This window comes from Propioniciclava sp. LT432 (assembly GCF_059515965.1).
On sequence record NZ_JCAKNE010000010.1, the window covers coordinates 49,183 to 64,052 of the forward strand.

The window sequence follows — 14,870 nt, forward strand, 5'->3', positions numbered from 1 at the left end:
TGGGTCGACGGCTCTGACGGACGGGGTGGGCGATGGTCTGAGTGATGCCCACCGCGTGACAACCCGTCCGACCGCAGATTTCGACCGACGCCCGGGGCGTCCACACACCCACGACGTCGGTCGAATTCGGCAGTCAGCTCATGACACCGGCCACCGCTCGTCCCTGCCCCGGAGACCCCCATCTTGTCCGTCAGACTAGAAAGATGTGGCGCACCGCGGCTCACAGGGCCTACCCTTGCCGAGGTCCCCTCGCGGGAGGGGCAGCCCAAGGAGGGGCCATGGCTGAGATGGTGACGCGCGCTGAACGACTCGATCGCCTGCCCTTCACCCGCAGACACGCAAAGCTCTTGGTGGGGTCCGGCATCGGCTGGGCGTTGGACGCCATGGACGTCGGCTTGATCTCCTTCGTCATGGCGGCGCTGGGGGCCGAGTGGGGCCTGAAGCCCGACATGCTCGGCTACATCGCCATGGTCGGTTTCGTCGGCATGGCCGTCGGCGCCTCGCTCGGCGGCATCCTCGCCGACAAGGTCGGCCGGCGCACCGTGTTCGCGTCCACCCTCGTCGTCTACGGCCTCGCCACAGGAGCCTCGGCGTTCGTGCCCGGCCCCGAGGGCATCGGCATCCTGGCCGCCGTGGCCATCCTGTCCACGCTGCGCTTCTTCGTCGGCCTGGGGCTCGGAGCCGAACTCCCGGTGGCGTCCACCCTGGTCAGCGAGTACGCACCCAAGGCGATCCGTGGACGGGTCATCGTGGGGCTGGAGGCGTTCTGGGCCCTCGGCTGGCTCCTCGCGGCCCTCATCGGCTACTTCATCATCCCCCTGAACGCGAACGGCTGGCGCTGGGCGCTGGGCGTCGGGATCGTCCCCACGCTGTACGCGCTCTACGTCCGGTTCGGGTTGCCGGAGTCGGTCCGGTTCCTGGAGAAGAAGGGCCGCGTCGCCGAGGCCGAGGCCGCGGTGCGTGTCTATGAGGAGGCAGCGGGGGTCGAGCCCGTTCCCAGCCCGGACTCCGGCCGCAAGGCCACCCTGGCGACCGAGTCGATCTGGTCGCCGCGCTACCGCGTCCGCACGGCCGCCCTGTGGACCGTCTGGTTCTGCATCAACCTCTCCTACTACGGCGCCTTCATCTGGATCCCCAGCCTGCTCGTCGGGCGCGGCTTCCCGCTGGTGCGCAGCTTTGCGTTCACCCTCATCATCACGGTGGCCCAGTTGCCCGGCTACGCGATGGCGGCCTGGCTGATCGAGGTGTGGGGACGCCGCATCACCCTGTCGGTGTTCCTGCTCGGCTCCGCCGCTTCTGCCGTGGCCTTCGGGTTCGCCCCGAGCGAGACCCTCATCATCGTGTTCGGTTGCCTGCTGTCGTTCTTCAACCTTGGCGCGTGGGGGGCCCTGTACGCCGTGGGTCCCGAGCTGTACCCCACCGGCGTCCGTGGCACGGGCACCGGGTCGGCGGCCGCGTTCGGACGCCTCGCGTCGATCATCACCACCTCGCCGTGGTTCGTCCCCGTGCTGTTGGCCGCGGGTGGCATCGCCCTCCCGTTCAGCGTGTTCGGCGTGGCGTTCCTGATCGCCGCCGGTGCCGCCCTGCTGCTCCCGGAGCAGCGGGGACTTGCTCTCGACGAGGGGTGACGGTCTGACGCGACCGAACAGCACGGCGCGCAACCATGAGCAGCGTCATCAGCGGGACGGGTGTTCCCCCGGGTCCGGCGGAGCGGAGCTTGGTCCGGCTGCTGCGCTGATTTGTTCCCACGGCCCGGCCACCGTGGAATAGGCTCCCCTCGAAACACCTTTGCCACAAGCGTCTCTGGAGGAACACTTCGCCATGGCTGAATTCACCTGGACCGACACCGACCGCAAGGCTGTCGACACCGCGCGCGTGCTCGCTGCCGATGCCGTGGAGAAGGTGGGCAACGGGCACCCAGGTACCGCGATCTCGCTGGCACCGCTGGCCTACCTGCTCTACCAGAAGGTCATGAAGGGCGATCCGGCCGATGACCGCTGGTTGGGGCGTGACCGCTTCGTGCTCTCCGCGGGGCACAGCTCCGTCACCCAGTACACGCAGCTGTACCTGGCCGGTTACGGCCTCGAGATGGAGGACCTGCAGTCCCTGCGCACGTGGGGTTCCATCACCCCCGGCCACCCGGAGTTCGGCATGACCAAGGGTGTCGAGTGCACCACCGGTCCGCTCGGCGCGGGCGTCGCGAACGCCGTCGGCTTCGCGATGAGCGCCCGTCGTGTCCGCGAGATGCTCGACCCGCAGGCCACCCCCGGTGAGTCGGTCTTCGACCACGACGTCTACTGCATCGCCGGCGACGGCTGCATGCAGGAGGGTGTCGCCTCCGAGGCGTCCTCGCTGGCCGCGACCCAGAACCTGGGCAACCTGTTCCTGTTCTACGACGACAACCGCATCTCGATCGAGGGCGACACCAAGATCGCCTTCTCGGAGGACGTCGAGGCCCGCTACGCGGCCTATGGCTGGGACACGCACCACGTCGACTTCACCAACGGCTTCACCACGTACGAGGAGAAGGTGGAGGAGCTGTTCGAGGTCATCGAGAAGGCCCGGCAGGTCACGGACAAGCCCCACTTCATCAAGGTCACCACGATCATCGGCTGGCCGCTGCCGAACAAGGCCGGAGACCACAGCGTCCACGGCTCGAAGCTGGGTGGCGACGAGATCGCGGCCCTGAAGGAGCGACTCGGCTTCGAGGGCGCGCCCTTCGCCGTCGACGAGGCGGTCGTGGCACACACCCGCCAGAACGCCGCCGACCGTGCCGCGGCGGCGCGGGCCGAGTGGGAACCCCGCTACCAGGCGTGGCGGGACGCCAACCCCGAGGGCGCCCAACTGCTCGACCGCATCCTGGCCAAGGAGGCGCCCGAGGACCTCGACGACGCCCTTCCGGTGTTCGATCCCGGCTCGATGGCCACGCGAGCGGCGTCCGGCGCGGTGTTGAACGCCCTCGCGGAAGCGGTGCCGGAGCTGTGGGGTGGCTCGGCCGACCTGGCCGGCTCGAACAACACCACGATGAAGGGGGTGGGCTCGTTCCTGCCCGAGGAGCGCAGCAGCCACGACTTCGTCGGGCGCGCCGGTGGCCGGACGCTGCACTTCGGCATCCGTGAGCACGCCATGGGCAACATCATCAACGCGATGGCGATGGACGGGCTGACCCGCCCGTACGGCGCCACCTTCCTGGTGTTCTCCGACTACATGCGGACGACGCCGCGCCTGGCGGCCCTCTCGCACGTCAACCCGGTGTTCGTGTGGACGCACGACTCCATCGGCGTCGGCGAGGACGGCCCGACCCACCAGCCCATCGAGCACGTCATGAGCCTGCGCCTCATGCCCGGGCTCAACGTGGTGCGCCCCGGCGACGCCAACGAGACGGCTCAGGCGTGGGCGCAGATCCTGCGCACCCAGCACCACCCGTCCGCGCTCATCCTGTCCCGCCAGAACATGACCACGTTCGACCGCTCCGAGGGGTCCGGCTTCGCGCCGGCCACCGGCGTCGCCAAGGGCGGCTACGTCCTGAAGGAGGCGTCGGCCGAACCCCGGGTCGTCCTCGTGGGCACGGGCTCCGAGCTCGAACTCGCGGTGCAGGCGGCCGAGAAGCTCGAGGCGGAGGGGGTTCCGGCCCGCGTGGTCTCGATGCCGTGCGTCGAGTGGTTCAAGGAGCAGGACGAGGCCTACCAGGCCGAGGTGCTGCCGACCGCGATCCCGAAGGTCGTCATCGAGGCCGGCTCGGTCGTCGGCTGGAAGGACCTGCTGGGCGCCAACACCGAGGCCGTGGGCATCGACCACTTCGGCGCCTCGGCGGATGCCAAGACCCTGTACCGCGAGTTCGGCATCACGGCCGACGCCGCGGTGGAGAAGGCGAAGGCGCTCCTCGGCTGAGCAGTGCAGGTCGACGGCGGCGCCGCCCGGTGGGGTGGCGCCGCCTCGTTCCGCGAGCGGCTCCTGAGCGCTGCGGGGCGGCGGGGGTGACAACGATTCGGAGGCGCGGTCCGCGCTCGCCTACCATGGCGGAGACGCATCTTGAAAGTGGAGCCGCATGACCAACACCGCCTTCCCGTCCGCCCCCCCGAGCAGGAGGCGGAGCGGCACCATCGCCGCGATCCTGACCGGTGGCGTTGTGCTGCTCGCCGCTGGCACCTACGGCGTCGGTTACGCCCTCGCGGGGGAAACGCTGGCCCCGAAGACCACCATCGAGGGCGTCGCCGTGGGTGGCCTGACCCCGGGTGAGGCGGAGAGCAAGCTCGCCCAGGAGCTCGCCCCGCGCGCCGATGCTGCCATCACGCTGTCGTCCGGCGAGCGCGTCCTCACCAAGGGCCCCGCCGAGGCGGGCCTGGCGGTGGACGTCCCCGCCTCCGTCGCGGCCGCGGGCGGTGCCAAGTCCTTCGATCCCCGCGTCATCTGGGACAACCTCACCGGGGGAGGCGCTCACGAGGCCCTCGTGACGAGGGACGAGGCGAAGCTGGACGCGGCGATGTCCGAGATGGCCCAGCTCGTCGAGACCGAGCCGGTCAACGCTGAACTCGCGATGGAGGACGGCAAGCCCTCGCTCAAGCCGGGCGCCAACGCCGTCAAGCTGGACGCCGCGGCCACCAAGGAAGCGCTGGCCGACGCCTACCTCACCGACACCGCGGTCGACGCCGTCGTGACCGAGCAGGAGCCGGACATCACCACCGCCGAGGCGCAGCAGACCCTCGACGAGGTCGTCACACCGGCGCTGTCGGCACCGGTCAACCTCACCGCGGGCGACAAGAACTTCGCCGTCGAACCGAGCATGGTCGCCGAGGCGCTGGTGTTCGAAACGGTCGACGGAGCGCTCAAGGCCAGCCTGGACCCCGACATCCTCATGGAGCAGGCCAGCACGGCGTTGAAGGGGCTCGGCCTCGACGAGCCGAAGGACGCTCGCTTCACGTTCGAGAGCGGCAAGCCGACGATCGTCCCGTCCGTGGACGGCATGGGCGTGGACAAGGGCGAACTTGCCCAGGTCGTGGAGGCGGCGATGGTGAAGTCGGGGGACCAGCGCACCGGCGCTGTGAGCGTCTCCCAGAAGAAGGCCGACTTCACCACCGAGATGGCTGAGAAGGCCGGCGTCAAGGAGGTCACCGGCGAGTTCACCACCTACTTCCCGGGCTCCGCGTACCGCATCAACAACATCGGCAAGTCGGCCGGCCTGATCAACGGTGTCTACCTCAAGCCGGGCGACACCTTCTCGATGAACAAGGTGCTCGGGCCGCGCACCCTCGCCCGGGGTTGGCAGGCGGGCGGCGCCATCGACGGCGGCCGCGTCGTCGAGCGGATGGGCGGCGGCATTTCGCAGACCACGACCACCACCTTCAACGCGATCTTCTTCGCCGGGCTGGAGGACGTCTACCACAAACCGCACTCGCTGTACTTCAGCCGCTACCCGATGGGGCGCGAGGCCACGCTGGACTACAACTCGGTCGACATGAAGTTCAGGAACAACTCCGACTACGGCGTCCTGATGCAGTCCTTCACCCGCAACGGACCGAAGGGGTGGGAGGTCACCGTGCGGGTGTGGTCGACCAAGACCTACGACGTGAAGGCCAGCAACCCGGTGAAGACCAACGTCAAGTCTCCCGGGCCGGCGATCCAGGACAACTCCGCGGTGTGCAGCCCCCAGGACGCCAAGGATGGGTTCACGGTCACCTACAACCGCCTGTTCTACCAGAACGGGGCTCTGGTGAGGACCGAGCCCTTCAAGTGGACGTACAACACCCTCACCCCCGTGGTGTGCACCAATCCGGCCGCCAAGCCGGACCGCATCGAACGCTGAGGTTAGCGACGGCCGGTCCTTGAGGTACCTCAGGCGACGGGCAGGGCGCGAAGACTGGGCAAGATCCCGATGTGTACCGGGGGGTCTCAGGAGGATCGTGGACGCATGATCCAACATCCCCATGTCGTCCTGGCACTCCATGAGGCCAGGGCCCGTGACCTCCAACAGGAGCTGGCCCACGCCCGACTCGTGCGCGAGGCACGGCTCGCCCGCAGGGCAGCGCACGCGAACAGCGAGGCCTGGTGGCGCCGGTTCCTCGGCGTCCCGGTGCCGGTGGCGCCGCGCGCCTGCGTCAGCCCAGCCGGGTGAAGCCCGCCTCGGCCAGCACCCGAGCGGCCTCCCCGCCGGAGCCTCGCACCTGGACCGACCTCGCCCCCATGCGCGTCGCCCACCAGGCCGCAGCCACGATGGTGTCGACGGGCGCGACCGGCAGGGTCACCCACTCACCCTCGAAACGCGCTCGGACGCCGTCGATGTCAGCCCACTGACCCCACGGCGGGACCTCCGCCGGCGGCGTCCGGCCTTCGAGCAGGGACGAGACGCGCGCCACCCAAGCCGTTCCCGACAGGCCCGCGCGGTCGGCCAGGGCGTCCAGCAGGTCGCGGGGCGTGGCCTCGGGCCGTCGCCCCAGCGCCACCGGCACCCTTCGGATGGCCTCGACCTCCCCGCGGCCCAGGTCATGCTCGATGCCGCGGCGGTCGACGACGGCGATCCGGGCGTCCGACAGGGCCGTCACGAACCCGATGACCTCGCGGGCGGCGTCCGGCTGCAGCACGCGGAGGCTCACGCGCTCGCCCCTGCGCAGGGCCGGATTCAGCGATGCCACGACATCGGTTGGCGAGGGCATCGAACCTCCGGTCCTGCGTTGTATGGTGGGGCCCTGAGTCCATCGTAGGGAACTGTCAGGAGCGTATTCGATGACCTACATCATCACCCAGACGTGCGTCGACGTGAAGGACCTCGCGTGCGTCGAGGAGTGCCCGGTCGACTGCATCTACGAGGGCAACCGGATGCTGTACATCCATCCCGACGAGTGTGTGGACTGTGGTGCCTGCGAGCCGGTGTGCCCGGTCGAGGCGATCTACTACGAGGACGACGTCCCCGCTGACCAGGCGCAGTACTACGACATCAACGTGAAGTTCTTCGACAACCTGGGCTCGCCCGGTGGTGCCGCCAAGATGGGCAAGATCGACGCTGACCATCCGCTGGTCGCGGCCCTCCCGCCCCAGGGCGAGTGAGCGGGCTTTCCGGCCGCCTGCCCGACTTTCCTTGGGACACCATCGCCGGGGCGCGTGAGCGCGCACGCAGCCATCCCGACGGGATCTGCGACCTCTCGGTCGGGACCCCGGTGGATCCGGTTCCCCACGTGGCCCTCGACGCGCTGACCGCGTCGGCGGCGGCGTGGGCCGGCTACCCGACGGTGTGGGGCACTCCCGAGCTGAGGCGCGCGATCCGCACCCATCTCGAGCAGCGATGGGGGAGCGTTCCGTTGGCGGACGCCAACGTGCTGCCCGTTGTCGGAACCAAGGAGCTGGTCGCGCACCTGCCCCTGCAGCTGGGCATCGGCCCCGGCGACACCATCGTGATCCCGACGACGGCCTACCCCACCTATGAGGTCGGCGGCCGCATCGCCGGCGCCGAGGTGCTGGCCACCGACGACCCGGCCGAGGCGGCTTCCGCGCGGCCGAAGCTGATCTGGATCAACTCGCCGGCGAACCCGCACGGCGCCATCCTCGGCCCGGACGCGCTACGCGCCTGGGTGGACGCCGCCCGCTCGGTCGGCGCCGTCCTGGCCTCGGACGAGTGCTACGGCGAGTTCGGTTGGGACGTCGAGCCCGTCTCCGTGCTCCACCCCGAGGTGTGCGGCGGCAGCGTGGAGGGCCTCCTCGCGGCCCACTCGCTCTCCAAGCGCTCGAACCTCGCGGGGTACCGCGCGGGCTTCGTGGCGGGCTGCGGACGCGTAGTGGGCGAACTCCTGGACGTCCGCAAGCACTCGGGCCTGATGGTGCCCGGGCCGGTGCAGGAGGTGGTGGTCGCCCTGCTGGCCGATCACCAGCACGTCGAGGAGCAGCGCGAGCGCTACCTCGCCCGGCGCCGGGTGCTCAAGCCCGCGCTCGAGGGGGCTGGTTTCCGCATCGACCACTCCGAGGGATCCCTGTACCTGTGGGCCACTCGCGGGGAGGACAGCCGGGCCACCGTCGATTGGCTCGCCGAACGCGGCATCCTGGCCGCCCCGGGCGACTTCTACGGTCCTGCCGGGGCTCGTCACGTCCGCATCGCGTTGACGGCGACCGACGAGCGGGTCGCCGCCGCGGCGTCCCGTCTGGCCTGAGCCGCCTCCCCCTGGCTTGAGCCTGATCCCGCCCAGCCTGGGTCAGCGTCGCTGGGGGGTCGGCGTCGGCTTCACGTCGAACCGGACCACGACGGTTGACCCAGCGGTCGGCTCACCGGTCCACGGGGCCAATTCGCGCGAGCTGGGCGTCCACGAGCGGCCGGCGACCTCGACGCCGGCCAACCCGAAGCGGTGGTGGTTGGCGATCGCGATGGACGCCGCGGACCAGGCCAGGCTCGGGGTGGCGGCCGTGATGGTCACCTGGTCGGAGGTGCGGGTCACCGTGCTCGAGGAGGGCAGCGTCCGCTCCAGGAACGTCGACAGCCCTTCGGGGTCTCCCGCGGGTGGGGCGAACACGCGACAGGTGAAGGACGCGGGGGTCTCACCCGTCAGCGCGCTCGCCAAGCGACGGGAGTTCTCCACGTGCTTGTCGTACCCGTTGGGGTGGCCGCTCTTCTGGACGGCCTGGGCCACGTCGTTGACATCGCCCGTGCTCCAGTTCGGAACCTCCACGAGGGCGTCGTAGAACCGTCCGGAGGCGTGGTAGGGATCCTGGACCTCGGCCGGTGTGCCCCACCCCTGCGACGGGCGCTGTTGGAACAGCCCGAGCGAATCGCGGTCACCGTAATCGAGGTTGCGGATGCCGGACTCCTGGTAGACCGTGGCGATGGCGATGGTGGCCGCGCGCGGGGCCAACCCCCGCTGGGTCGCCACCCCGACGATCATCGACAGGTTCTCGGCCTGCTCGCTGCTGACCGGCACGGAGAGGTCGGCCACTGTCGCCACGCACTGGTCGGTCAGCGGCAAGGGCTTCTTGCCCCACGAGGAGAGCACGAACAGGCCGACGACGATACCCGTCATCACGAGGGCCAGCACGACCATCGTGAGGAGGAGCCGCCGGAGGACACCCAAGGGTCCGCGCTCAGTTCGCGTGGAGCGCGGCGTTCAGTTCGACCGTCCGGCCCTTGCGGGGGCGGACGGACACGGCGCCGGACACCGAGTCGCGGTAGAAGAGCAGGGCATCCTGACCGGACAGGTCGGCCGCCTTCACGATCCGACCATCCGGCAGCGTCACCTTGGTTCCGGCCGTCACGTACAGGCCCGCCTCGATGACGCAGTCGTCGCCCAGGGAGATGCCGATGCCGGCGTTCGCGCCGATCAGGCAGCGCTCGCCGACCGAGATCTGCTCCTTGCCCCCACCGGACAGCGTTCCCATGATCGAGGCGCCGCCCCCCACGTCGGAACCGTCGCCCACGACGACACCCGCCGAGACGCGCCCCTCCACCATCGAGGCCCCCAACGTGCCGGCGTTGAAGTTGACGAAGCCCTCGTGCATGACGGTCGTCCCCGCGGCGAGGTGCGCGCCGAGGCGGACGCGGTCGGCGTCACCGATGCGGACGCCGGCCGGCACGACGTAGTCGACCATGCGCGGGAACTTGTCCACGCCGTACACGGTGAGGTGGCCCCGGGCCGCGCGCAGGGTCGCCCGGACGTCCTCGAAGCCCTCGACCGCGCAGGGGCCCGCCGAGGTCCACACCACGTTCGGCAGGGTTCCGAAGATGCCGTCGAGGTTGATGCTGCGCGGGGCGCACACGCGGGCGCTCAACAGGTGGAGGCGCAGGTAGGCGTCCGCCGTGGTGGCTGGTGCCGCGTCGAGGTCGACCACCGTCCGCACCACCTCGGTCCGGACGCCGCGGAGGTCGTCCTGCACGGCGGCAGCCAAGAGCGCGGCCGGAGCCGTGGCCTCCTCCGGCGGGGTGCCGAGGGCGGGGGAGGGGTACCACACGTCCAACACGTCACCCGCATCGGTGGTGGTGGCCAGTCCCCAACCCCAGGCGGGGCGCGCAGCAGTCGTCATCAAGTTCTCCTCGTGTCCAGTGCGTGGGCCGCGATCGAGCGGGTCCCGTGTCGACATCGACGACAGCCTACCCAAGCGCCGATCAGCGCCAGGAGACGACCGCCGGGTCCTGCTTCAGGTCGACGGTGTAGCCACGTTCACCGTTCAGGGAGGTTGTCGCGTCCAGGGAGAGGCCGTCGCGGGTGACGGTGGCCGTCGCGTTCACGGCGAAGGGGATCGTTCCCGTCGCTGTTAGGGTGTCCAGGTCGAGGGTCGGGTTGAACGCCGCCCAGGGGTCGTTGGCGCCCGTGAAGCGGACGGACCCCTCGGCCACCTCGACCCCCTCGGTGGACACGCCGAACGGGCAGTTCGCCGGGCGGGACTCGGTGGAGGCCAGGCACTCGTCGTAGCGCGTCCGGACGGCGTTGAGCGCGGTCTGCCGGCCCACCTCGGAGAGCCCGGGGGTGACCTCGATCCGAGCCGGCTCCTGCGCCGGACTGGAGACGGTCGCCGTGGGCGTGCCGCTGAGTTGGACCTTGTCCGAGACGGGTGCGGCGGTGTACGTGCCCGGGAAGACCGGCGTGGTCTCCTCGGCGAGGGCGACACCGTTCACGGTGAGCGCCCGACGCTCCGGGACCACGAGGTCACCGGTCCCGTCGACGATCCTCCAGGAGGTGCCGCTGCCGGTCAGCTGCACGGTGGTGGCGACCGGCAGGTCACCGAGCCGGTAGGAGACCTCGACCGTGGCCCGCTCGTCATCGGTGCCGGACAGCGTGCCGGCCTGGATCTCCGTCAACGGGGCGGCCTCGCGCGACGCGGCCAGGGCACCGTCGGTGAGGAGGGCGGTGTTGGTCGGTCGCGACGCCAGGAGGTCGAGAGCGCGCGCGGCGTCCCCCTCCGCGACCGCCGTGAGGTAGGACGTGGCCGTCGCCCGCATCGCGTCCTCGCGCTGGGCGCGGCTGGTGGACTGGACGAACCAGACGATGCTCACGACGAGCGCCAGCACCACCACACCGGCGACCGCCCACATCCAGGGCCTGGGCGGCCAGAACGGACGCGCGTCACCAGCCGACCCACCACGTGAGCCGGTCTCAGGCGTTTCCTCCGCCTCGGAGGCAGGCAGGGCCTGCGTGGGCTCGTCGGGGTACTGCATGGCGTCTCCTGAGGTTGACATCCCTGCCAGTTTGCCATGCGACGGCGAGGTCTAGGCTGGCCCCATGGCGCTCGACCTCACCGCTGACCTGCCCGACCTGCTCATGGCGATCGTCGACATCGAGTCGGTGAGCGGCAACGAGACAGCCCTCGCGGACGCCGTGGCCGAGGCCCTCGGCCGGTACGGGCACCTCCGGGTGGACCGGGACGGCGACACCATCGTGGCCCTGACGGACCTGGGACGCGGCTCCCGCGTCGTGGTGGCCGGGCACCTGGACACCGTCCCGGTGGCCGCCAACCTACCCTCGCGCCGCGTCGGCGACCGCATCTACGGACGCGGTACGTGCGACATGAAGGGCGGGGTCGCCGTCGCCCTCGCGGCCGCCGCCCACCTGACCGCACCGCGCCACGACGTGACCTGGATCTTCTACGACAACGAGGAGGTCGAGGCGGTCAGGAACGGGCTGGGACGGGTCGCCCGCAACCGTCCCGACCTGCTCGCCGGCGACTTCGCCGTCCTCATGGAACCCACGGGTGCCCGCATCGAGGGCGGCTGCCAGGGCACCCTCCGCTTCGACGTGACCACCACCGGCACCGCGGCCCACTCCGCCCGCAGCTGGCTGGGGCACAACGCCATCCACGACGCCGGCGTCCTGCTGCAGCGGCTGGCGTTCTACGAGCCCCGCACGGTCGTGGTCGACGGGTTGGAGTACCGCGAGGGACTCAACGCGGTCGGCATCAGGGGCGGCATCGCGGGCAACGTGATCCCCGATCGCTGCACGGTCACCGTGAACTTCCGGTTCGCGCCCGACCGGAGCGTCGAGGACGCCAAGGCCCACTGCGCTGAGGTGTTCGCCGGCCACGAGCTGGTCTTCACGGACGAGTCGGCCGCGGCACGCCCCGGCCTCGACCGGCCGGCGGCGACCGAGTTCCTCGCGGCGGTGGGGGGCGAGCCGCGCGCCAAGTACGGCTGGACGGACGTCGCCCGGTTCTCGGCCCTCGGCGTCCCGGCGGTCAACTTCGGCCCGGCGGATCCGGGCAAGGCACACACCGACGACGAGTTCTGCTCGATCGCAGACCTGCACACCTGCCACGAGGCCCTCCTGCGCTGGCTCGGCTGACGGTTAGGCTGCTGTGGTGACCAAGACGTCCAGGAAGAACTTCCGCCAGCAGGGCCCTGTGATCCGCCGCTCTGGGCAGGTGCAGGACACCACCACCGACCAACGGCTCCTGCAGGGACGTCGGGGCGAGGACTGGCTCCACGCGGACCCGTGGCGTGTGATGCGCATCCAGGCCGAGTTCGTGGAGGGGTTCGGCACGCTCGCCGAACTGGGTCGCGGTGTCAGTGTCTTCGGCTCCTCGCGCACGCCCCGGGATCACCCGATGTACGCCGAGGCCGTGCGTCTCGGGGCCGCATTGGCGAAGGCGGGCTACGCGACGATCACCGGCGGTGGGCCGGGCATCATGGAGGCCGCCAACCGCGGGGCCGCAGTGGCGGGCGGGGTGTCGGTCGGCCTTGGCATCGAGCTCCCGTTCGAGATGGGGCTGAACAAGCACGTGAACCTCGGGATCAACTTCCGGTACTTCTTCGTCCGGAAGGTCATGTTCCTCAAGTACGCGCAGGGCTTCGTCGTCATGCCGGGCGGCCTGGGTACGCTCGACGAGTTGTTCGAGGCCCTCACGCTGGTGCAGACGGGGAAGATCACGTTGTTCCCGATCATCCTGTTCGGCAGCGCGTACTGGCAGGGCCTCCTCGACTGGGTGCGCGAGCACATGCTGGCCGACGGCTACCTCTCCGACACCGACCTGGACCTGATCCACCTCGTCGACGACGTCGACGAGGCCGTGGCGATCATCGTGGAGCACGGCCGGAGGAACGGGCACTGACGTGGTCTGGTTCCTTGCGTCGCTCGTCGTCGTGGTGTTCGCGTTCGCGGCCATCGCCGGAACCGGACGCCTCGGCGAACTGCCCCCGCCCGTGCGCGACGCTCCCGTGCTCGACCTGCCGGGCGGCATGCTGGGCGCCCGGGACATCCGGGGCGCGCAGTTCGAGATCACGCCCCGTGGTTACTCGACCGCTCAGGTCGACGAGCTCCTGGAGCGCCTCGCCACCCAGCTGGAACAGCCCACGGAGGCGTCTGCGATAATGGAGCCCAGCGAGTTCTCGCAGTCTGGCAGAGAGGGAGAACATGGCAGCAATGAAGCCCCGCACGGGTGAAGGCCCCATCGAGGTCGCGAAGGAGTCCCGCGTCATCGCGATGCGGATTCCCGCGGATGGCGGTGGCCGACTCGTGATCGAGATGAACGCGACGGAGGCAGCCGAGCTGCTCGAAGCCCTCAAGAGCGTCGTCGGCTGACACACCCCGACCCAACAAACGGCCGTCCCCCGGGTTCACGAGAACCCGGGGGACGTTCCCTTGGGGGAGTCGATCCTCAGCCCTTGCGTGCCCGGCGCCGGGCCTGGGCGGCCTTGTAGACCTCGACGGTCTCCTGGGCGATCTTCTCCCAGCTGAACTCGTCGATGCAGCGTTGGCGTCCGGCCTTGCCCATCTTGTCGGCGAGCTCCGGATCGCGCGTGATCGTGTTGATCTTGTCGGCGAAGGTCTGCTCGAAGGTCGCGATGAACTCCACGTCATCGGCCCTCTTCGGGTCGTAGGGCACCAACAGGCCGGTCTCGCCGTCCACGACCACCTCGGGGATGCCGCCCACGGCGGAGGCCACCACCGGCAGCTCGCACGCCATGGCCTCGAGGTTGACGATGCCGAGCGGCTCGTAGATCGACGGGCAGGCGAACACGGTCGAATTGGTCAGCACCTGGCGCACGGCCGCGCGGGGGAGCATCTCCTGCACCCACACCACGCCGCTGCCACGGGCCTCGTTGAGCTCGGCGAACGCCCCGTGGAACTCGGCGGCGATCTCGGGGGTGTCGGGGGCGCCGGCCAGCAGCAGGACCTGGGTGTCGGGATCGAACATCTTCGCCGCGCGGACGAGGTGGATCAAGCCCTTCTGGCGGGTGATGCGACCGACGAACGTCACGATCGGCTTCGACAGGTCGACGCCGAGGCCCTCGATGACGTCGGTGTTGTGGTCCGGCTTGAACTCCTCGGGGTCGATGCCGTTCTTCACCACGTGGATGCGCTCGGACTCGACGAACGGGTAGGCGTCCTGGATGTTCTTGATCATCGCCGCAGAGACGGCGATCACGGCGTCCGCGTTCTCGTAGGCGGTCTTCTCGATCCAGCTGGAGACGCGGTAGCCGCCGCCGAGCTGCTCGACCTTCCACGGACGGTCCGGCTCGAGCGAGTGGGCCGTCACGACGAGCGGGACGTCCTGGAACTCCGACGCGATGATGCCGGCGAACTGGGCGTACCAGGTGTGGGCGTGGATGACGTCCACCTCCGGGATCGCGGCGGCCATCGCCACATCCGCGCCGAGCGTCCGGATGGCGCCGTTGGCGCCCTCGGGGTAGGTCTCAGGATGCGCCGTCGCGCCCTCGCGCGGTTCGCCCATGCACTGGACGTCCACCATCGAGGTGAACTTGCGCAACTGCGGGACGAGCTGCCCGACATGGACGCCGGCGCCGCCATAGATGAAGGGGGGGTATTCACGAGTCAGGATGGATACGCGCATGGCCTGATCGTGACACAGCCCCGGACGTCGCGAGCAAGAAAGGGTCAGACCCGGTGCGGCCACCAAGGTGACGGCCAACAAGGGGTGAAGTCAGCGTGACGTTTCCGAGATTTCAG

General features: G+C 70.1%; 15 protein-coding genes. 10 read left to right on the forward strand and 5 right to left on the reverse strand.

The window, feature by feature from the left end; translation table 11 throughout:
- The first annotated feature begins 278 nt into the window (after positions 1–278).
- The 4 genes from AC5YDV_RS07020 (at position 279) to AC5YDV_RS07035 (ending at position 6,112) form a co-directional block, all read left to right on the forward strand.
- Positions 279–1,628, forward strand: a complete 1,350-nt coding sequence (locus AC5YDV_RS07020) for an MFS transporter (protein ID WP_496182500.1) — start codon at positions 279–281, stop codon at positions 1,626–1,628.
- A 193-nt stretch (positions 1,629–1,821) separates the two neighbouring features.
- Complete coding sequence (tkt, locus tag AC5YDV_RS07025) at positions 1,822–3,891, forward strand: transketolase (RefSeq protein ID WP_496182501.1); 2,070 nt, start codon at positions 1,822–1,824, stop codon at positions 3,889–3,891.
- A gap of 157 nt (positions 3,892–4,048) precedes the next feature.
- A complete protein-coding gene (locus AC5YDV_RS07030; RefSeq protein ID WP_496182502.1) occupies positions 4,049–5,803 on the forward strand; it encodes a VanW family protein in 1,755 nt (584 codons plus the stop codon).
- 105 nt (positions 5,804–5,908) lie between these two features.
- The gene (locus AC5YDV_RS07035) at positions 5,909–6,112 is read left to right on the forward strand and encodes a hypothetical protein (RefSeq protein WP_496182503.1); all 204 of its coding nucleotides are present in this window, start codon (positions 5,909–5,911) and stop codon (positions 6,110–6,112) included.
- Here the strand turns inward: AC5YDV_RS07035 and AC5YDV_RS07040 are convergent.
- A complete protein-coding gene (locus AC5YDV_RS07040) occupies positions 6,096–6,590 on the reverse strand; it encodes a hypothetical protein (RefSeq protein ID WP_496192448.1) in 495 nt (164 codons plus the stop codon). The genes AC5YDV_RS07035 and AC5YDV_RS07040 overlap by 17 nt on opposite strands.
- A 130-nt stretch (positions 6,591–6,720) precedes the next feature.
- Here AC5YDV_RS07040 and fdxA point away from each other — a divergent pair, with 130 nt between their 5' ends.
- On the forward strand, positions 6,721–7,041 hold the full coding sequence (gene fdxA / locus AC5YDV_RS07045) for a ferredoxin (protein ID WP_496182505.1): 321 nt from the start codon (positions 6,721–6,723) through the stop codon (positions 7,039–7,041).
- Positions 7,038–8,135, forward strand: a complete 1,098-nt coding sequence (dapC, locus tag AC5YDV_RS07050) for a succinyldiaminopimelate transaminase (protein ID WP_496192449.1) — start codon at positions 7,038–7,040, stop codon at positions 8,133–8,135. The genes fdxA and dapC overlap by 4 nt, the downstream gene beginning before the upstream one ends.
- A 42-nt stretch (positions 8,136–8,177) precedes the next feature.
- Here dapC and AC5YDV_RS07055 read toward each other — a convergent pair whose 3' ends face one another.
- The 3 genes from AC5YDV_RS07055 to AC5YDV_RS07065 all read right to left on the reverse strand — a co-directional run bounded on the left by AC5YDV_RS07055 (position 8,178) and on the right by AC5YDV_RS07065 (position 11,125).
- Positions 8,178–9,047 carry a hypothetical protein gene (locus tag AC5YDV_RS07055; RefSeq protein WP_496182507.1) on the reverse strand — a complete coding sequence of 290 codons (870 nt, stop codon included), beginning with the start codon at positions 9,045–9,047 and terminating at the stop codon, positions 8,178–8,180.
- A 10-nt stretch (positions 9,048–9,057) separates the two neighbouring features.
- Entirely contained in the window at positions 9,058–9,993 is a 936-nt protein-coding gene (dapD, locus tag AC5YDV_RS07060; RefSeq protein ID WP_496182508.1) for a 2,3,4,5-tetrahydropyridine-2,6-dicarboxylate N-succinyltransferase, read from the reverse strand.
- An 82-nt stretch (positions 9,994–10,075) separates the two neighbouring features.
- Positions 10,076–11,125 (reverse strand): hypothetical protein, encoded by a 1,050-nt coding sequence (locus AC5YDV_RS07065; protein WP_496192450.1) that lies wholly within the window; start codon positions 11,123–11,125, stop codon positions 10,076–10,078.
- Between the two features lie 64 nt (positions 11,126–11,189).
- Between AC5YDV_RS07065 and dapE the strand changes: the two genes are divergently transcribed.
- From dapE to AC5YDV_RS07085, 4 genes are read left to right on the forward strand one after another with little or no spacing between them, the layout of a single operon-like run.
- Complete coding sequence (gene dapE, locus AC5YDV_RS07070) at positions 11,190–12,245, forward strand: succinyl-diaminopimelate desuccinylase (protein WP_496182510.1); 1,056 nt, start codon at positions 11,190–11,192, stop codon at positions 12,243–12,245.
- 16 nt (positions 12,246–12,261) lie between these two features.
- Positions 12,262–13,011, forward strand: coding sequence for an LOG family protein (locus tag AC5YDV_RS07075; RefSeq protein WP_496182511.1), 750 nt, complete (start codon positions 12,262–12,264; stop codon positions 13,009–13,011).
- Position 13,012: 1 nt separating this feature from the next.
- Positions 13,013–13,342, forward strand: coding sequence for a DivIVA domain-containing protein (locus AC5YDV_RS07080; protein WP_496182512.1), 330 nt, complete (start codon positions 13,013–13,015; stop codon positions 13,340–13,342).
- Positions 13,314–13,481, forward strand: a complete 168-nt coding sequence (locus AC5YDV_RS07085) for a DUF3117 domain-containing protein (protein WP_131167178.1) — start codon at positions 13,314–13,316, stop codon at positions 13,479–13,481. The genes AC5YDV_RS07080 and AC5YDV_RS07085 overlap by 29 nt, the downstream gene beginning before the upstream one ends.
- Before the next feature lie 76 nt (positions 13,482–13,557).
- On the opposite strand, the gene glgA is transcribed toward AC5YDV_RS07085, so the two are convergent.
- Entirely contained in the window at positions 13,558–14,754 is a 1,197-nt protein-coding gene (gene glgA / locus AC5YDV_RS07090; RefSeq protein WP_496182513.1) for a glycogen synthase, read from the reverse strand.
- Between the last annotated feature and the right edge of the window lie 116 nt (positions 14,755–14,870).